This window comes from Neopoerus faecalis, from assembly GCF_029218125.1.
GTDB classification, from domain to species: Bacteria; Bacillota; Clostridia; order Oscillospirales; family Oscillospiraceae; genus Oscillibacter; species Oscillibacter faecalis_A.
Map to the genome: position 1 here is coordinate 349,790 of NZ_JARFXX010000002.1, position 17,079 is coordinate 366,868.

The window sequence follows — 17,079 nt, forward strand, 5'->3', positions numbered from 1 at the left end:
TGCAGTGATGGAGGAACAACTCCGGCTGGAAAGCAGTGAGCAGATCCGCATCCGAAGGAAACGGCTGGAACGGAACGAAAACCGCATCGCTGAACTGAAACGGCTGTTCATCCGGATTTACGAGGACAACGCCTGCGGACGGCTGAGTGATGAGCGCTTCGATATGCTGAGCCTGACCTATGAAACGGAGCAGAAGCAGTTGGAGACCGAGTGCGTAACTTTGCGACAGGAAATTGAAGTACAGGAACGACAGAACGAAAACGTTGAGAAGTTCATTCAGACGGCGCACAAGTATGTGGGCATCGATAAGCTGGACGGCTACGCTCTGCGGGAACTGGTGTCCGCCATCTATGTGGACGCACCGGACAAATCCAGCGGGAAGCGTGTGCAGCACATTCACATCCAGTACGATGGGCTGGGCTTCATCCCGCTGAATGAGCTGATGAAAGAGGAAACGGCGTGACCGAAGTCACGCCGCACCCTTTGAAAACTCAAGGTTTTCACCATTTTTTCATTTTACTGTTTTACGACCACCCGGCCAATGATGTGACCATTATGAAAGAGGGGCACCCAGAAGCGGGTACCCCTCTATTTTGGTGGGTCAGGTTGGAATTGAACCAACGATGTTTCAGATGTCACGGTTTTACAGACCGCTGCGATCGCCAACTACGCGCACTGACCCATATGGCGGAGAGCGCAGAACTCGAATCTGATATCACTTCTGATACGATCCGCTTAGCGGGCGGTCCCCGGGCCTTCCGGGTTCACTCTCCAAATATGGCTGGGGTGGCTGGACTTGAACCAACAAATGCCGGTGTCAGAGACCGGTGCCTTGACCATTTGGCGACACCCCAGTATATTGGCAGGGATAGGGCGACTCGAACACCCACGGGCGGTTTTGGGGACCGCTGTTCTTCCGGTTAAACTATACCCCTGTATGATGATGGTGATGCCTGCGGGATTTGAACCCAGCATTACAAGCTTGAGAGGCTTGCGTCCTAACCAATTAGACGAAGGCACCAGATGGAGATACGGGTCGGATTCGAACCGACGATTAACAGCTTTGCAGGCTGTCCTCTTCAACCTCTTGAGTACCGTATCATGGCTGGGATAGTTGGATTCAAACCAACAGTGGCCGGCATCAAAGGCCGGTGCCTTAGCCGCTTAGCAATATCCCAGTATTATGGAGATCCGCGCCGGACTCGAACCGGTCATTGCAGCCGTGAAAGGGCTGTGTCCTAACCATTTAGACGAGCGGACCGTATGGCAGGGAGAAGTTCTCCCTGCATATTAAGCAACCGAGTGATCGGTAATGAGGATATCATCAATACGCACATGCAGCAGTGCAGCAAGGGCGATAAGATTATCTACAGTCGGCAGCGCAGTGCCGTTTTGCCACTTGTAAATGGCCTGCGGGGAATTGAAGCCGAATGCCATTTGTAGGTCATGCACCGTCAGCCCCGCTGCTTTGCGAAGCATCACAATATTGGTGCCTGTGCGAGCAAGGTTGATCGTTGGAATGTTCATTCTCAAATACACCTCCTATCTGAATTATTTGGCCTCATGGGCATGAAAAAGCCGCTTGTCTGCACTCAAGACAAGCGGCTTCAATAATTCAGAGAAGGAGATCCTGATAGACCGATTCTTTCAGGTCAACAGGTACTCAATCCGATCATATTCTTCTGCTTATCTTGATATGGGCGTGCTTCGCAAAAGCTATATTCCTCGCACTGGAAGATAGCCTGCCATTCGCTCATATAGAAGATAGCGGAAGAAATAGTCTTCATAGTTCTGCGTCCTTTCTGTAGAGATTTGTTCTTGGTTTCTGACTGTACTATACCACAACTCTTTCGGTTTGTCATTCAACTTGTGGTTAAATATCGCTGTTTTCTGGAGAGATGACACCATTCTCAACATAGTATCGGTAGCTGCCGTCGATATTGACCTTGCCCCAGTGCTTAATATCATCATTCTCTTCAAGCTCATCTGGATGGATACAAAAGTCGTCGATCTGGTCGCCATAATCCTCGTCGGCATATACCTGACAATAGTATCCGCCTTCATTAGGCTCACAATCTGGTGTTGCAGAAACATAAAGGCCCCTGTACTCCATGGTCATCGACTCCTTGTACAAAAAAATGCGGTCCCAATATGTCAGAATGCACAAACCGTTTCAAGTGCAGTTTTCACCCATTACACCAGGCTACAGCCTCTTTGAATTGCTCCCATGTAATAGCTGTACCGTATTCATCATAGATGCTGAACTCGGGATTGTCGCGGAGCCACTGCTCTACGGAGAAAATGTCTCGAAACCCATTCTCGACTCTCCAGGAAAAATGACCGGCTCTTGCTGTGCCGATCACGACGGACGCACTTTCCGGTTCCTCAATCTGAAAGAGGAACTGATTTGAGATTTTATTAAGCAGTTCATCCATGGTGTCCTCCAGGTCAGAAGTGACGGGGATTTCTTTGATCCGGTTGATGCAATCCGCCTGGATTGCGATTAGCTTTTCCTGAAGAGCAGCCACTTCTTCAACGACCTGTCGTTTCATAAATTCATATTGCGTACTCATTGTGTTTCCTCCCATGAGTCATGACTGCCGTGCACTGCCTTCAAGGCATCTCTATGCGCAACCTCTTCAACAAGATAGTCAGCCTGTGCGACCGTGGATTTTTGTTGTTAAGCTTTACATCCAGAACCGTCCGGACAGACACCCGAACGCGATGGAAACCACGCCCTGGATCATCAGGAACAGCCCCGCCAGAACGGACAGCGTCACCGCCGCAGCCAAGGGGTCCATAAAGGAGAGGAATCCAGCCGCCGCCATCAGCAGGCCGAAGGCTGTCACCCAGCCCCATCCCCGCACTCCAAACCGGCGCAGATCAAAGGAGTTTACAAATTTCGTGATGCCGGAGAACAACAGCCACATACCCAGAATATAGGGCAGAGTCATCATGGTGAACATCTGGTTGCACAGCAGGAAGATGGACAGCAGCACCGTAAGGATGCCATCCACCAAAAACCATCCGGAACCGTAAATACTGCTGCCCGCCGTGGCAAAAATCATAATATCTACCACACCGGAAAATAACATGGCCATTCCTAACAGGAAGGACAGCCCGCTCAGGGTAGCGCCGGGATGGAGCATACACGCACCACCCGCCACGATCAGCAGCACACCTGCCACGATCCACAGCACGCGGGAAACGGTTTTATTCATACATCATGCCTCCTAAGGAAAAAGAGGGGGATCCAACTTTCCTCCCGTCGATCCATTCGATCTTGTTTCGTATCCCCGCCCGGAACCCGGACGGAAATACGACGCAGGACCGCCGTTAAAAGAAACCGGCCGGGACCCGTCCTTGCGGGCCCCGGCCATTTGGTCACTCAATGGCGATAGCGGTCTGAGCAGGCACCTGCTTGACCTCGGCCTTGGGGACGAACAGCTTCAGAACGCCGTTCTCATACTTGGCCTTCACATCCTGAGGCTCCACATCCTCGCCCACATAGAAGCTGCGGCTGAGGGAACCGGCGTAACGCTCCTGGCGGATATAACGGCCCTTCTTATCCTCCTCGTCCTTGTCCAGTCCCTTGGCGGCGCCGACGGTCAGGCAGCCGTCCTGCAGCTGGATCTCTACCTCGTCCTTCTTAAAACCGGGCAGGTTCATGTCGATCTCGTAACCGTTCTCGACCTCCCGCACATCGGTGTTCATCAGGTTCTTCGCATGCTTGCCGTACAGCTCATGTTCGGCCTTCGGGAACATTGCGCTATTAAAGAAATCATCAAACAGGTTCTCACTAAAAATACTGGGTAACATAAATTGTTCCTCCATTCAATTCCCGCTCTCGGTTCCGGGAGAAGCTCCCGGTCCGGAGCTTGAGTATTTATAATTTGATTTGATTTCTTGGGGGGGATCTCTTTATCCCTCTCCCTAAGATCGTGTTCATTATAACCCCGTTTTTAGCAATGTCAATATACGAGTGCCAACGTTTACAAAATCAGCGATCTTTGTTCACACTTTCCTGCTATTTTTGAGTATTCGTTTTGTTATATTCGATTTTTCTTTGGTTTCGATTTAAATTATCGTCATTTTGTTTATAAATTAAAAACTCGCATCCCGACTTCTTTACTTCGAGGGCGCCGGCCTCAGTCAAATCAACAGAGACTTCCTTGCCGGCTTCTTCCCAGGATACGGTGTAACCGGCATCCGGCGCTTCGTATAACCACCAGCCGATATTGTCATACTGGTCTTGCATAGTGTACTTCAGCAAATCGCGCAGTGCGAGCAGGTAGAGATTGTCCTTGTCGAAGGCAGGAAAACCATCGCACATTTTACTGAGGGCCTTATCGAACTCATCAATACGAGCCTCCTGCTGGCGTATCTTCTCAATCGTGCTCAAAAACAGTGCTTTTGGCAGCACAGGCAGCACTCCTTTCTTATTCATGCGCGGATAGGATTTCTTTCAGCGTTCTCGGCTCGTAGCCCATGTAAGGCATCATGCAGCCGACATTGATGGCGCGAATGGGCTTTCCTTGTTGAACATTCAGTTTCTTGTTCTCGTTGAGCTCTTTGACGCATTTCTGGAAGAATGCCTCTTCCACAGTATTATGAGTATGGGCGTAGAGAAGAATCGATCCGCGATGCTGGCCGTTCCACATCAGGATGGGATAGTGCATCAAGCAGAGCTTGTATGTCTTTCCATCAAAGGAATCGGCAATCTCCCGGTAGTCAGTGATTTCCTCAAAGAGCCGCTGATAGCGATAGTCGGACAGGTCATCGTGGTTACCGCGAAACAAAATCTTCTTGCCCTTCAACTGGGCAACCAGCGCGAGTAGTGCACTGTTCTTACCCCGCATGGCCATATCGCCCAGGATATAGACGGTAGTGAAAGCGCTTTTAGACCGCGGTACCACAATGGAGGTCGCCTATGGAAGATGAAAAAATCATTGGGCTATATTGGGAGAGGAACGAGGATGCCATTACAGAAACCTCCTCAAAATACGGAAAGCTCTTTTTTCGCATTGCCAGTAATATCCTACTAAACCATGAGGACAGCGAGGAATGTGTGAACGATACATATTTAGGCTTATGGAATGCCATTCCCAAAGAAAGGCCGTCACCGTTTTCCGTATTCGCAAGTAGAATTACCAGAAATCTTGCCCTGAAAAAGTATGAATACCTCTCCGCAGAAAAGCGAAAGCCAGAGGCGATTTGTTCATTTGAAGAACTTGGTGACTGTGTTTCTGGCAAGGAGTATGTTGAAAGTGAAGCAGAAAATCGGCGCATCGAGCAGCTTATCGACACATTCCTTTGTCAGATAGGGGAAGAAAAGCGCAACATTTTTTTATGCCGATACTGGTATTTTGATTCGATTGAGGAGATTTGCAGATGCACAGGGTATAGCCAGAGTAAAATTAAATCTATGCTGTTCAACATACGGAAAAAGTTGCGAAGCTATTTAGAAAGCGAGGGTGTTGACCTATGAATGAAAAGCAGTTTTCTGACAGAATCGGAAATGTGAACGATAAACTGATCCGGCAAGCTGAACAGATACCAAATTATAGACGGGGACACCGGAGAAGAAGTATCCGGCAGCTTGCAACGATTGCTGCCGTTATCGCCCTAATGGTTTGTAGCTTTAGCGTAGGAGCATTGGCCTTTTCTGAGAAGATTTATGTTGAAAAAAACCAAGAGATTATTGATATTAGTGATTTTGGAATTTCGCTGATATTACCTGACGAATGGTCTGGAAAATACGGCTATGATATTTTAGATGATGGTGATATCAAAGTATATAGCCTTGCAGCGAGAGAGGAAGAAACTGATAACGGAACGAATTTGAAGGGCTCTCTATTTTGGGTTGAATGTATTGATGGACAATTCCCGATGGATTTTTCCTATGCTCAACCAGGGTATACGATTGCCACAACGGCCACGCATACATTTCGTTTGGTATTGGCATCTGATGTGCAATATGATTCTGGGAATGCCAAAATTGCCGATGAGTACCTTTCTTTATATGACAGCATACCACAAATAAAAATTCTTCTTTCAGACTGGCTTACCGACAATAGCTTGAATCAGACAAACTGGGTAAAAGGCACAGTTTATGTTAAATATCTTGGTGAAATGACACCTGACGGACAAGATGTAGTTAAGACGGTGGTACTTGATGAAGCTGCTTCAACAAGTATTTCACAGATAATTAAGACACAAAAATATGACATTGAAGATGCAAGTTTTCCTGTTGATCTCGTTTTTATCGTAGATGGACAATCATACCATATGAACTCGCAATCGGGACAGATTTTTGGCATCAGCGGGGTTAGCGCGGTTCTATCGGAAGAAGCCCTACAGGAAGTATTGTCCTTGCTGGCAAATGAGTAATCAAAATAAGCACATATTACCGTAATTCTAACGATGCAAAAAGAAAACTGTTTTTCTGCTTGGAGTTGCGATGTCAAAACCGGGAGTGTAACAGAGACTGCAAATAACCTTTCCATCAGAACACAAGATGGCAAAACAGCCGGGCTCGTAGATGTAGGTACTCGCTATGCGCTTTTGGTGAACGCGGATCAAAGCGTTGCGGTACTCGATCTGAAAACCGGATATCAATCCTCTGCTATTGCTGGTTTCTCTTTTGATGGAAGAGCAAAAATGCTCCCCAATATCTCTGGCACAAGTATATGGGTGTTTCTATTATGACACGCAATATGTTGAATATGATGTGAGCTACGGATATTACCAGAATGGTATCATTACTTATGAGTACACGTATCATCTGAAGACGGAGAAAATACTAGCAGATTTAAAAATGGCCGGTATACTTGTCGTAGTTGGGGGTGTTTGCTATTTTATGCCTGCAGCGGCACCTAAAACGGCAATCGCTCTCGGTCTTGTCTAAAACAAAGTGCATAGGAGGGGGCGCTCCTTAGAGAGCGCCCCTCCTTATAAGGAGATGTAATATGGATTACATGGGAAAACAGTTCTTTCAATCTTTTGACTGCATCGTCAAACCAGCCGGATTTGAAAGATATCCTCATGGATATATTCGAATAGTCAATGATGTAATGCAGGGGTTTGAACTATATCGCTCATCTACCGGGCACACTGCCACATTAAGGTTCGACATCATACCAATATGTAGCCCTTTCTCCAACTTTTCTGATATTGGATTTGAAACCTACTCTGTGTATCAACTGAAAGAAAGAATAGATCCCGGAGAACCGTATACCCCTCGGGAGCGTCCAGAAATTGACAAATGTATTATCCAATTAAAAAATAAATATGTTTCTTGGTTGTACCCGTTCTTCCAGAAGTCGGAATCATGCGAATCGGCTCTTCCCAATATTCTAGAAGTAGAAAGAAGAATTTGCGGGAAAGCCCCACTGCGTCCAAACGCAAACATAATGTATATGGCATTAGAAGCAAAAAACTGGGACTATGCATCACAACAAATACAGTTATTATTATCTCAGCGGAAGTCTGCCCTCTCTGCTCGAGCAGCGGCGACCGGTTTACTACCTACGCCAGTAGAATTACAAGTCAATGAGCAGTTAGAAGATTTATTGGCGATGATAGATGACGAAAATTATAAAGCGATAGAAGCACACATTAGAAATAATGAAATCCATAACAGAAATGCAATCAATGCAATCAAAGAAAAATTTATTTAGACTTTTATAATGTGAGATAAAAAATTTATACACCTTTGAAATGGCATTACCGTTGCCGGACGCATCAAGAAGACACAGATCGGAGATTTATCGCCAATCTGTGTCTTTTTATAGAGTTAGTGTAATCGCATTGAACGATCTATACGGCAGTGGTGACTATAGTGATTTTGGATGCATCATGTTATACAGCAATGATTAAAGGGATATCCTGTGACTATGACAAAAGAAGCAATCTGGTGACTGGCACAGGAAGAAAACATTTGTGGAGTTATGCAGGGAGAAGCAGGCTGAAGATTTATCTTCGGTCTGCTTCTTTCCGTAACAGCGTAGTCATTAAACATTCCACATGGTACATGAGGATGTAGAGATTTGTGGCATATCATGTTATACTGGCAACAGCTCAAAGAATTTATTTGAAAAATATTAAAAGACGATGTGAGAATTCGCGGTTCAAAGGTGGGTAGCAAAGTCTCACAATTGTTGCCAACTTTAAGTAGTGCGGGAAGTGCGGCGGAATTGCATTTTTTGATCTCCCATACATCTGTGCAAAAAATCTTCGGATTTGATTCGTACTACAACACTATAAGGGACTATTTTAAAACGGTTACCTGTACTACTGTACGGAATATTCTTAGCTATACATTAGGAGTGTCACTTTAAATGAACGTTGTATTGTTCTCTGCGAGCCTGCGTGACTTTAGACCCGTATGGTTTCTCTGGCCGATAATGTTATTCTTTTCACTGCTTATGCTTTCTTTTATTCCGGCAATAAAAGAAAAACTATGTTTTGTGAGATCTGTACGAGGACTTAAGGTTTTTGCAATAATTCAATGTATTATGCTTGTCGGACACATTTATGCTTTTGCAACGCAACTTCTCCCATATTACATGGGGCATTATAGTGTCGTTGAAGGTAATGTTGAAGAGTTTAGTGCGCCCACAAACATATATAATAAGCGTGAGGCATTTAGCGTTAATGGCGTTTGGTTTGAATATGGTTATTCTGATATTTCATTTGGCTATCATGATACAATTTTTGACCATGGAATTATATCAGATACTTCCAAAAATATTAGAATTTCATATGTTCACAATCCGATGACGAATGCAAATGTCATTGTTTGCATAGAACAATTAGAAAAGTGACCTGTAATGCAAGTGTATGGGCGGAGTAAACTTGCCATGTCCATGCGCAAATGCTTTATAGAATTATGAACGAAGATACAGGCTGGAGATTTATCTCCAGCCTGTGCCTTTTTATAGCAACAGTATAATTGTATTGAACGACCTATATACAGCAGTAGTGACTGTAGCGATTTTAGGCACACCATGTTATACTGGCAACAGCTTAAAAAAATTTTCTAAAAATATTTGAAAACAATGTGAGAAATCGCGGTTCAAATGCATTTATAAAATGGTGGGTATACGCACTTTTTCATAAAGAATGAGGTGGTGTTATTATGCTGGCAGTTCTGTTAGCTGCGTTAGAGAGCGATGCAGATAAGCAAAAATTTATTGAGATCTATGAGAAATATCATGTCCAAATGGAACGGGCAGCGATGCGCATTTTGAAAGAGCAGCGTGATGTTGAGGATGCGGTACAAAACGCATTCATGCAGATGATCCGGCATTTTGAGAAAATTTTCGAGATTCCATGTGAGGAATTGCCTTTCTGGATCATTTCTATAGTGAAGAATGAAGCGCGGGCCATTCTTCGGAAGAACAGCCGGACGGTTTCTTTGGAAGACTGGGACAGACTTACGGAGGATATCAACGATATATCTGGGTATACGGAACTGATAGATCTGTTTACGCGGCTGCCGGAAACGTACCGCTCTGTGTTGGAACTGAAGATGCTCCATGGCTACACGGATAAGGAGATCGCCAAGAGGGTGGGTATCTCCGAAACAGCTGTTAGTTCCCGTGCAACGCGGGGGCGCACACTGCTGCGCGAAATTGTTGAGAAGGAGGGATTTTGCGTATGACGGACCGAGAACTGGACAGGATGATGCAGCATGTCCTGCTGGATGCAATCAAGCGGGATTGTGAAAAAGAAACCGATGATGTGCCTGCTTTCAAACCAACGCGCCATTATCAGCGGCAAATAGCGGCGATGTTATCAGATCCGTTGAAGTGGGCTCAAAAGCGGGCACGGCCCCTGTGGAAGAATGTGGCGCAAAAGATTGCCGTGATCCTGCTGGTGTTCTCGCTGAGCCTGGGGAGCCTGATGGCAGTCAGTCCCACGGTCCGGGCCGCAGTGGTGCGCTGGGTCACGGAATGGTATGAAACCCATGTGGTGTATAGATTTTCGGGAGAACAGATTGCCGATGAAATGCCCCAATATGAGGTTACAGATTTGCCAGAAGGATATGCTGAGACCGAACGTGTGGAGTGGCCCTCTTATGTAAGTATTATATATCAGAATGTAAATGATGAAAACGCTTCGTGGATTTACCTGCAATATATCTATATGCAACAGGGAGCAAGCAGTAATTTTGGAATAGAAAACGCAGATATCATTCCTGTTACTGTGAATGGTTTAGAAGGACAGCTATATCTCACCAGAGATACGGAGGGGGCAGATAGTACTATTACTTGGATTGTTCCAGATGAAAACATGTTGTTTGCCGTTAGCGCAGCTCTTGGCGCTGAGGATATTTTGCACATGGCCGAAAGCGTTTCCTTGGTGAAAACAGAAAAATAAAGAAAACCTGCAAAAACGTGTAAGAAAGCCCCTGCCATCTGCGTCTTGATAATAGAGAGCCAGAACCTACCCATGAAAAAAACAATAAGGAGGATTCTTTATGAAAAGTAGGGCCGTAGGTATTTTGGTGATGGTGTTGGTTGTTACTGTTGCGGTGTTTTGTATAACCGGATTTAAGGGAAAACCCAAAGAGGTGTATCTTGAGGATATGCAGGGTGAAACTCTACCGGATGGAAGCACACGGTATGACCTCGGTGATGGCGATTTTGTAATTGAACCGGGGAACTGAGATCATTCCATGGGAACAAGGTCACCATGTGTGACAATTCTCAAAGGAGGAATTGCTGTAAATGAAACGGATCTCTATTTTACTGGCAATAAGCCTGCTGCTGGGCATCCCGGCCCAAGCAGCCGCCCCTGCATTATTCCAGTATCAAAGCAGCCAGCTTGGATTTTCCATCACGGTTCCCGGCGTTCGTCAGGGCGAGGCCATTGCCGAGGAAACCGATACCGGCGTGAACTTTTATCACGTTCCCTCCCGTGAAAAATACGGGGGAGAGATCGGCTCCATTGTAGTGGTTTCCCCACGGTCTGATTTCTTCTCCGGACACTACGATGATATGGCGTACCAGATCATCGCCATGGGAAAGAACCAGGTATTTCTATGGAAGACGCCAGGAGGAGGCGCTCCCACCGGCGGAGATTTTCTGGATGCCTTTCGACGGGTATCCTCCGCCTTTTCCATGGAGAATTTGCGGAAAGGCTTGGCCCCGGCTCAGCCGGATGAATGGCCGAAGCTCCAAACAACGAGGCATCTGGCATACCTGCCCGTGAGCGGTGGGCTTGCGCGTCCTAACGCCCCCTTGACACGCGGCGAATTGGCACAGATGCTATACACCCTGCTGGACGCTGGCAATAAGGCCGACAGTTACCGAGCCCCGTTCTCAGACACAGCAGGAAAAGACTGCGCCCAGGCGGTTGCATATCTTGCCAGCTACGGTATTCTCACCGGCTATGCGGACGGAACCTTCCGCCCGGATGCGCCGATCAGCAGGGCCGCGTTCGCCGTTCTGCTGCATCGCTGTCAGTTTGCGGCACCTGTGGGGCAGTATGGGGAAGAATTTGTGTTTGCAGATGTTCCTGCTGATTACTGGGCCGAAACGTACATATACAGCACGAAGATTCTGGGCTGGTTACAGGGCGGTGCCGATGGGCTGTTCCACCCGGAACGTGAGATCACCCGCGCTGAAGCTGTCACAGCCATCAACCGGATGCTCGGACGGGATGAATCTGTGACGGAACTGCTGACTGTCGAAAATCCCTTTTCAGATTTGGCAGAGAGCCATTGGGCTTGTGCGAATGTTCTGGAGGCAGCAGGCGTGCTGAAGGACGATGCTGCTGTGCCTAAGATGGATTCCGTACCCCAAAACACCAGCGCATATCATTTCAGCAGCGAGTCTGATGGCTGGGCAGCTTCTGAGGGCCAGCTTTTCCACACCACGAACGGCGGAAAAAACTGGGACAAGGTCGGCTGTCCGCTTGCGTGCACAGTTTCTGGACTGTTTTTCTTTAGTGAGCAGGAGGGAATTCTTCTGGGAAGCAGCGAAGAGAACGCCTGCGTCCTGATGAGGACAAATGACGGTGGAAAGAGTTGGGACGATTTGCTGGCAAACCCGGACACGCTGGCCCGGTATCTGCCTGTGGAGCAGTTTCCCACCGAGAAGAGCCTGTTGGAAAGCATTGCTTCAGCAGAACTCCGTCCGGCCAGCCGGACTGCCGTTTACCTGACAGTCCGGTATCATCCCTACGAAAGCGTTCATGTGTGCGATTTTGAAGTGACAAGACAGATTGTGTTGACAGCGGATGCTTAACCAATACATGTTTTCTATCGTAAACTCTGAATTGACGCACTGGGAACGGAGTCTGTGTTCAGCTACAATAAAAACGACCAGTTGGTGTCTACTGACCTCCACCGCGTGGATACGCTCAATGGTGTGGACTCTCACGAAATTACGCTGTATGAGTATGATGGTCGGAACCTCGTTACCCGCGAAGTTAATGCCCTGGGTGACAGCACCATCTATGTCTACGATGGGAATGGAAACATGGTTTCCAAGACCGATGCAGACGGTTATGTGACGCAGTATTCCTACACAGCCCTTGATTTGGTGAAGAAAATCAACTACAATGGGGCAAAAGAGGCTTCCTATCAGTACAACAAGGTTGGCGAACTGGTGCAGATGAATGACTGGACCGGAACCAATACCTTTGAACTGGACCTCCTTGGCCGCCTCCAGAAGATGACGGACCACAAGGGCAATACGGTTTCCTACGCCTATGACGCTGTCGGCAACCTGCTGAAGCAGAGCGGCCCCACTAAGGGCGAAGAGGATACCTACCAGTATAACGACCTCAACCAGATGGTGAGCAAGCATGTGTGCGGCTACGAGCAGAAGATCACCCGCATCTATGACTACGGCTAAGGTGAATGTTATGAACTGGAAAAATGAAGCTTTAAGTATTATCCATGACATTCCGCGAAAAAGAATACTACCTAAGAAACCAAAGGAAAGAAAGAAAACCATCCGAATCTATTTAACTGCCATTATAATATTTATAGCGATGTCATGGCTCATAACCTTTATTAATTATTTGCGTGGTTGATAAAGTAAGATGTGAGGCATGAACTGCGATTTGGCGGGGAGGGAGGTATATCATTAATCTCCCCGCCAAATAAAGAATAGTGAGAAATTGAAAGACGCTGGAGAAAAGTTAAAACGCCATATAAATCTGCAGAATTTGAAAGGAAGGATACGCCAGCAAATTTGGTGTGACATTTGTTGCGGGAATATCCTTACCAAGTGGTAAGGATATATGCTGACCGCTCAACTAAAAGCAATGTACAAGATTGAAATTGCTCGGTTTAAAGCGAGCGTAGTTCAAGAATATCACCGTTGCGACCTATCTCTATGACGAGACGAACCGCATGGTGCGGGGTACCAACAAGACCGGCGAGGTCAGCGCATATACCTTCAACGGTCTCGGCGTGCGGGTCGGCACAGAGCAGATTCTTGAGGACAACAGCCACGGCTACACGGACTTCCACTGCCAGACGCCCAGCGTGGAGACGGGCATTGAAAAGCCGGAAGTGGTCAAGACGGATTATGTCATTGACTATACCAGACTGGACATCGACCAGCGGGTGCTGATGAAGTCCGAGCAGGACGGCTACGATTTCTTCTACACCTACGGTTTGGACAAGCTGCAGGTCATGACGATTGGCGAAGGCAGCAACTGGTGGGGGCAGAGCATCAAGAAATGCGTCAATATGGCCTACGTCCACACCGACCGCCTTGGCAGCGTGGTGAATCTCTCCGATCAGTATGGCCGTGTGACCGCACGGGCAGACTACACCGATTGGGGCGAGGTGCGCCGTTACACAGACATCACCGTGGACGGCGGCTTCCGCAGACTACTGCCGGAGATTACCTACGCCACCCATGAGTATGATGATGTCCTGAACCAGTTCTACGCAAAGGCCAGAATGTACGATGCGGAGAACAAGCGGTTTGATGCGGTTGATCCAGTAAAGGGCTTCATCGCTGATCCAACGACGTTAGTGCAGTACTTGTATGTCGAGGATAACGCGGTAAATCAGGTTGATCCAACAGGGCGTATTCCGCTTATGGCAGTCGGCGCACTTGCTGGAGGCATCATTAACGCGGCGGTAACTGCATATCAATCGAAGAAAGAAACTGGACATATCAGTATCTCAAAAACTGCGGTTAGTTTTGTGGAAGGGGCAATTACTGGTGCAACATTGGGAAGTAATCTTGGGGCAGTTGCCGTTGGCGTAATTAGCGGTGTGACTGCCGCTGCTGCTTCGGTCGCAAGAGACAAAATTGATAACTCGAATGGCGGGAAAATTTCTAAATGGCAGATGGCAACGAATGCAATTGTTTCGGGAGTTGTAAGCGGGGTGACTGCAGGTTTAATTGGGGGACCGGGAGCAAAAGCCCCTATAACAAGAACGGGAATCAAAATGGTTAACCAACAATTTGGTATGGGTACTGTAAAATCGTTTATTACCCAGCCAACACAGCGTGTTATCTCGAAGAACTTTGCTATGGGAGTGGTGAAGACGGCAATTATTGCACCTATCAATGCTGCAATTTCATCTAATGTTATTAAAAAGTTCTCTGAAGTATCTGCGGTTAATCTCACAGATGCAAAGAAAGCAAGCGTTACTAATTCCAATGCCACAAACAATAACTATTTCATGAAGGTTGCTTGCACGCATTAAAAGGAGAAATGTTACATGTCTTTGCTTTCCATATATAGCGGAAGTGCGTGTGCGTGGATAATATCTGAAATAAACAGGGATACCATGGGTGAACTACAAGTGGTAATTCCCAAAGCAGCAAGTACTTTGTTATATCCAATGGTTCGTCCCTTAACCGTCAGATTAGGCAGCTTGCTCCTGCGAATATATTCGGCATTCTCATCCGTGCTTTTTTCTGCGCTATACTTCCTGAAAACAGCAAATATTCAGGAACTAAATGTATTACTGTTTGCAGAGTATCTTCTCTTGTGTGGCATAGCAGAATTGAGTTTATGGGGAGTTCGTGGCGTGCGAGAAAAAAGAATCTGGCGAGTTTGGATTGTAACTATACTTGCCAGCGTGATAGCATTAGGAATGTTTTTGGTTCTTTACGCTTTTTGCTAATGTGACATTGACAAAATAAGGGGCAAAATCACTCATCCTGCCCCTTATTTTGTCGCATATCAATTTTTGATTCTCAAATGCAAATAAAGGAGGAAAAAACCAACTGACGGAGTTCCAGCGGGACAGCGATGCTACGGAAAACCTCAAGAGCCGCACGACATATACCTACGATGCCCTTAACCGGCTCACCGGCAGCACCCGCAAGCTGGAAATCTACCCCTACGATACGCTTTCCTATACCTACAGCTATGACACGCTAGGCAACCTGCTCAAGCAGAGCGGTCCGACCAAGGGCGAAGAGGATAGCTGGCAGTATAATGACCTCAATGCTATTTCTCAAAATCCGGATTTGAAGCAAGCCTATGACAAAATGTTGGGATATGATGTTTTGGATTATATGAGTAGTGGAGGAACACGTTCTCCCAGTCACTATCTGAATCCGTCACCCGACCTGCAATGGCATCATCCCGTTGATAACTCAAACGTAATTCAACTGGTTGAAAAGAGTCAGCATATGTCTAGCCTGTTTCAGGATGTAATGCATCCCAATAATATTGGTGGGTATTCAACATATTTTAAAAACTAATTAAAGAAGGTGAGCATATAAAGTCGGTGCAGGAACTCGTAGAACGTGCCCAAATCCAACTTGTCTTCAATGACCGATTGATTTGGGAAAACGGATATTCGGAAGGGCGTTTTCACAGTATTGAAGAGCGGAAGCAACAGCAATGTCTAGAAGCATCATGGATTGTTTCCCACGGCCTTGACACAGTAATGAGTCGTAGAGATATGCAATTATTGAACCAAGAAATTGAGACTGTTGAAACTACCATCCGAGGTCAACGTTCATTTGAATGTGAATCCATTGAACCTATTTTATGGGCTTGTTCATTCGTGGAAAAACTAACTCCAATTGGAAAGTTCATGCAGTCTGATTTTCATGCGCTCTTAATAGGACAATCTAAAGACTATCTTTCCCAAACTGGAAGATTGCGGAATGAAGAAGAGATTGCCAGCCAGCGTGATATTCTTATGCTTTGGTATTGGAGAAGTAAGATCGAGCGAAAATTTGACACGACCAAAGGAATGTCCGTGGTTGACGCAATTGCTTCAACATTTACACAACAAGAAGTTATGTGCGCAAAAAGAATTCGGAGAATGAAGGGGGATTTTGCTGTTCGAGGAATACCTTTTTACAATTTAACTCCAAAGGAAAAGTATATGCTTGGAACCTGTGTGAAATGGCGATACCATGCATTAGAGTGGGTTCTCAATGATGAATCTTGGTATGACACAAGTGTTGATACATGACATGTATTTTGAAAATTCTGCCTTGCAAGTATTGATGTGAAGGATGAATTTTCAGAACTGTAAGAATACCGATGAAGTCAAAGCAACGCTGACCCTGTATCAAGGGAGTACTTATGTGGATTCTTGGAGCGCATCAGGAAAGGGCAAAGCTTACATTTCCGAGGATTGTGCGGTGAAGAGTGGAAAGAGCTATGTTCTTAAACTGACATATTCAATCAATGGAGTGTCGGAACCATCCGCATCGGTTACGGCAACCTGCCCATGAAGAAGGGCAAAGACGGGTCTGCATATGCAGACCCAAGGGGATACATCCCCTTGGGATAAGAGTTGAATGCCAGACAGTATTCGACCTTATTATAAACACTCCGGATTGGTGGTGAGACCGATGTACTATGAAAGCTAAGATCCTGACAACAGAACCTAAAATCAATCGGATGAATGTGAACGGAGCGTATTTTCATGAAAAAATTTTTATCCATGACCATGACGCTTATTATGTTGATGGCCCTTGCTGTTCCTGCGTTTGCCGTTGACAAAGAATCAGATTCGAACTCGGAAGCAGAAGTGCAGGAAGAGATTTTGGAGAGCGCGAGCGAATTTGCATATTTAGATGCAGATAAGGCTACTCCGGAACTAAAGGAAAAAATTCTGGAAGCACG

The 17,079-nt window shown here is 46.4% G+C and carries 21 protein-coding genes and 7 tRNA genes; 14 read left to right on the plus strand and 14 right to left on the minus strand.

The features are described from left to right. The first annotated feature begins 7 nt into the window (after window positions 1–7). Window positions 8–463 carry a DUF4368 domain-containing protein gene (locus PY311_RS04190; RefSeq protein ID WP_227145533.1) on the plus strand — a complete coding sequence of 152 codons (456 nt, stop codon included), beginning with the start codon at window positions 8–10 and terminating at the stop codon, window positions 461–463. 131 nt (window positions 464–594) lie between these two features. Here PY311_RS04190 and PY311_RS04195 read toward each other — a convergent pair. The 14 genes from PY311_RS04195 to PY311_RS04260 all read right to left on the minus strand — a co-directional run bounded on the left by PY311_RS04195 (window position 595) and on the right by PY311_RS04260 (window position 4,916). Beyond that, window positions 595–682, minus strand: a tRNA-Tyr gene (locus tag PY311_RS04195). Between the two features lie 96 nt (window positions 683–778). Next, a tRNA-Gln gene (locus tag PY311_RS04200) sits at window positions 779–854 on the minus strand. A 6-nt stretch (window positions 855–860) separates the two neighbouring features. After that, window positions 861–935, minus strand: a tRNA-Trp gene (locus PY311_RS04205). A gap of 9 nt (window positions 936–944) precedes the next feature. Continuing rightward, window positions 945–1,021: transfer RNA gene (locus PY311_RS04210), tRNA-Glu, on the minus strand. 3 nt (window positions 1,022–1,024) lie between these two features. Then, window positions 1,025–1,101, minus strand: a tRNA-Cys gene (locus tag PY311_RS04215). A 1-nt stretch (window position 1,102) separates the two neighbouring features. Beyond that, window positions 1,103–1,178 (minus strand) — tRNA-Gln (locus PY311_RS04220). Between the two features lie 6 nt (window positions 1,179–1,184). Next, window positions 1,185–1,261: transfer RNA gene (locus tag PY311_RS04225), tRNA-Glu, on the minus strand. 29 nt (window positions 1,262–1,290) lie between these two features. Continuing rightward, window positions 1,291–1,527 (minus strand): helix-turn-helix domain-containing protein, encoded by a 237-nt coding sequence (locus PY311_RS04230; RefSeq protein WP_108979729.1) that lies wholly within the window; start codon window positions 1,525–1,527, stop codon window positions 1,291–1,293. A 346-nt stretch (window positions 1,528–1,873) separates the two neighbouring features. Continuing rightward, complete coding sequence (locus PY311_RS04235; RefSeq protein WP_162497703.1) at window positions 1,874–2,113, minus strand: hypothetical protein; 240 nt, start codon at window positions 2,111–2,113, stop codon at window positions 1,874–1,876. Between the two features lie 73 nt (window positions 2,114–2,186). Beyond that, a complete protein-coding gene (locus PY311_RS04240; RefSeq protein WP_108979727.1) occupies window positions 2,187–2,573 on the minus strand; it encodes a hypothetical protein in 387 nt (128 codons plus the stop codon). 114 nt (window positions 2,574–2,687) lie between these two features. Next, window positions 2,688–3,221, minus strand: a complete 534-nt coding sequence (locus PY311_RS04245) for an HdeD family acid-resistance protein (RefSeq protein ID WP_119310990.1) — start codon at window positions 3,219–3,221, stop codon at window positions 2,688–2,690. Between the two features lie 163 nt (window positions 3,222–3,384). Beyond that, complete coding sequence (locus PY311_RS04250; RefSeq protein ID WP_286147410.1) at window positions 3,385–3,819, minus strand: Hsp20/alpha crystallin family protein; 435 nt, start codon at window positions 3,817–3,819, stop codon at window positions 3,385–3,387. 208 nt (window positions 3,820–4,027) lie between these two features. Then, window positions 4,028–4,423 (minus strand): hypothetical protein, encoded by a 396-nt coding sequence (locus PY311_RS04255; protein WP_119310991.1) that lies wholly within the window; start codon window positions 4,421–4,423, stop codon window positions 4,028–4,030. A gap of 16 nt (window positions 4,424–4,439) precedes the next feature. Beyond that, window positions 4,440–4,916: a metallophosphoesterase gene (locus PY311_RS04260; RefSeq protein ID WP_119310992.1), complete on the minus strand. Its 477-nt coding sequence runs from the start codon at window positions 4,914–4,916 to the stop codon at window positions 4,440–4,442. Window positions 4,917–4,930: 14 nt separating this feature from the next. Here PY311_RS04260 and PY311_RS04265 point away from each other — a divergent pair, with 14 nt between their 5' ends. The 13 genes from PY311_RS04265 to PY311_RS04325 all read left to right on the plus strand — a co-directional run. After that, on the plus strand, window positions 4,931–5,488 hold the full coding sequence (locus tag PY311_RS04265) for an RNA polymerase sigma factor (RefSeq protein ID WP_286147411.1): 558 nt from the start codon (window positions 4,931–4,933) through the stop codon (window positions 5,486–5,488). Beyond that, a complete protein-coding gene (locus PY311_RS04270; protein ID WP_286147412.1) occupies window positions 5,485–6,390 on the plus strand; it encodes a hypothetical protein in 906 nt (301 codons plus the stop codon). The genes PY311_RS04265 and PY311_RS04270 overlap by 4 nt, the downstream gene beginning before the upstream one ends. Before the next feature lie 578 nt (window positions 6,391–6,968). After that, complete coding sequence (locus tag PY311_RS04275) at window positions 6,969–7,679, plus strand: hypothetical protein (RefSeq protein WP_286147413.1); 711 nt, start codon at window positions 6,969–6,971, stop codon at window positions 7,677–7,679. Window positions 7,680–8,339: 660 nt separating this feature from the next. Then, window positions 8,340–8,825 carry a hypothetical protein gene (locus PY311_RS04280; RefSeq protein WP_215688147.1) on the plus strand — a complete coding sequence of 162 codons (486 nt, stop codon included), beginning with the start codon at window positions 8,340–8,342 and terminating at the stop codon, window positions 8,823–8,825. A gap of 314 nt (window positions 8,826–9,139) precedes the next feature. Continuing rightward, on the plus strand, window positions 9,140–9,664 hold the full coding sequence (locus PY311_RS04285; protein ID WP_286147414.1) for an RNA polymerase sigma factor: 525 nt from the start codon (window positions 9,140–9,142) through the stop codon (window positions 9,662–9,664). Next, entirely contained in the window at window positions 9,661–10,383 is a 723-nt protein-coding gene (locus PY311_RS04290; RefSeq protein WP_286147415.1) for a DUF4367 domain-containing protein, read from the plus strand. Before PY311_RS04285 ends, PY311_RS04290 begins: the two co-directional genes overlap by 4 nt. Window positions 10,384–10,483: 100 nt before the next feature. Continuing rightward, window positions 10,484–10,672 (plus strand): hypothetical protein, encoded by a 189-nt coding sequence (locus PY311_RS04295; RefSeq protein ID WP_286147416.1) that lies wholly within the window; start codon window positions 10,484–10,486, stop codon window positions 10,670–10,672. A 61-nt stretch (window positions 10,673–10,733) separates the two neighbouring features. Then, window positions 10,734–12,254, plus strand: coding sequence for an S-layer homology domain-containing protein (locus PY311_RS04300; RefSeq protein ID WP_286147417.1), 1,521 nt, complete (start codon window positions 10,734–10,736; stop codon window positions 12,252–12,254). Window positions 12,255–12,308: 54 nt separating this feature from the next. After that, a complete protein-coding gene (locus tag PY311_RS04305) occupies window positions 12,309–12,866 on the plus strand; it encodes a hypothetical protein (RefSeq protein ID WP_286147418.1) in 558 nt (185 codons plus the stop codon). 503 nt (window positions 12,867–13,369) lie between these two features. After that, window positions 13,370–14,686: an RHS repeat domain-containing protein gene (locus PY311_RS04310; protein WP_286147419.1), complete on the plus strand. Its 1,317-nt coding sequence runs from the start codon at window positions 13,370–13,372 to the stop codon at window positions 14,684–14,686. A 15-nt stretch (window positions 14,687–14,701) separates the two neighbouring features. Then, window positions 14,702–15,109: a hypothetical protein gene (locus tag PY311_RS04315; RefSeq protein ID WP_215688145.1), complete on the plus strand. Its 408-nt coding sequence runs from the start codon at window positions 14,702–14,704 to the stop codon at window positions 15,107–15,109. 612 nt (window positions 15,110–15,721) lie between these two features. Next, complete coding sequence (locus tag PY311_RS04320) at window positions 15,722–16,420, plus strand: hypothetical protein (protein WP_286147420.1); 699 nt, start codon at window positions 15,722–15,724, stop codon at window positions 16,418–16,420. A 459-nt stretch (window positions 16,421–16,879) separates the two neighbouring features. Then, a partial coding sequence (locus PY311_RS04325) for a hypothetical protein (protein WP_286147421.1) occupies window positions 16,880–17,079 on the plus strand: 200 nt, incomplete at its 3' end.

What these genes read in the sequence shown, in the direction of transcription:
- PY311_RS04280 (WP_215688147.1), top strand. Translation starts at nt 8,340, where the DNA reads ATGAACGTTGTATTGTTCTCTGCGAGCCTGCGTGACTTTAGACCCGTA.
- PY311_RS04310 (WP_286147419.1), top strand. Translation starts at nt 13,370, where the DNA reads ATGGTGCGGGGTACCAACAAGACCGGCGAGGTCAGCGCATATACCTTC.
- PY311_RS04275 (WP_286147413.1), top strand. Translation starts at nt 6,969, where the DNA reads ATGGATTACATGGGAAAACAGTTCTTTCAATCTTTTGACTGCATCGTC.
- PY311_RS04295 (WP_286147416.1), top strand. Translation starts at nt 10,484, where the DNA reads ATGAAAAGTAGGGCCGTAGGTATTTTGGTGATGGTGTTGGTTGTTACT.
- PY311_RS04270 (WP_286147412.1), top strand. Translation starts at nt 5,485, where the DNA reads ATGAATGAAAAGCAGTTTTCTGACAGAATCGGAAATGTGAACGATAAA.
- PY311_RS04250 (WP_286147410.1), bottom strand. Translation starts at nt 3,819, where the DNA reads ATGTTACCCAGTATTTTTAGTGAGAACCTGTTTGATGATTTCTTTAAT.
- PY311_RS04245 (WP_119310990.1), bottom strand. Translation starts at nt 3,221, where the DNA reads ATGAATAAAACCGTTTCCCGCGTGCTGTGGATCGTGGCAGGTGTGCTG.
- PY311_RS04235 (WP_162497703.1), bottom strand. Translation starts at nt 2,113, where the DNA reads ATGGAGTACAGGGGCCTTTATGTTTCTGCAACACCAGATTGTGAGCCT.
- PY311_RS04300 (WP_286147417.1), top strand. Translation starts at nt 10,734, where the DNA reads ATGAAACGGATCTCTATTTTACTGGCAATAAGCCTGCTGCTGGGCATC.
- PY311_RS04315 (WP_215688145.1), top strand. Translation starts at nt 14,702, where the DNA reads ATGTCTTTGCTTTCCATATATAGCGGAAGTGCGTGTGCGTGGATAATA.
- PY311_RS04190 (WP_227145533.1), top strand. Translation starts at nt 8, where the DNA reads ATGGAGGAACAACTCCGGCTGGAAAGCAGTGAGCAGATCCGCATCCGA.
- PY311_RS04290 (WP_286147415.1), top strand. Translation starts at nt 9,661, where the DNA reads ATGACGGACCGAGAACTGGACAGGATGATGCAGCATGTCCTGCTGGAT.
- PY311_RS04240 (WP_108979727.1), bottom strand. Translation starts at nt 2,573, where the DNA reads ATGAGTACGCAATATGAATTTATGAAACGACAGGTCGTTGAAGAAGTG.
- PY311_RS04285 (WP_286147414.1), top strand. Translation starts at nt 9,140, where the DNA reads ATGCTGGCAGTTCTGTTAGCTGCGTTAGAGAGCGATGCAGATAAGCAA.
- PY311_RS04265 (WP_286147411.1), top strand. Translation starts at nt 4,931, where the DNA reads ATGGAAGATGAAAAAATCATTGGGCTATATTGGGAGAGGAACGAGGAT.
- PY311_RS04230 (WP_108979729.1), bottom strand. Translation starts at nt 1,527, where the DNA reads ATGAACATTCCAACGATCAACCTTGCTCGCACAGGCACCAATATTGTG.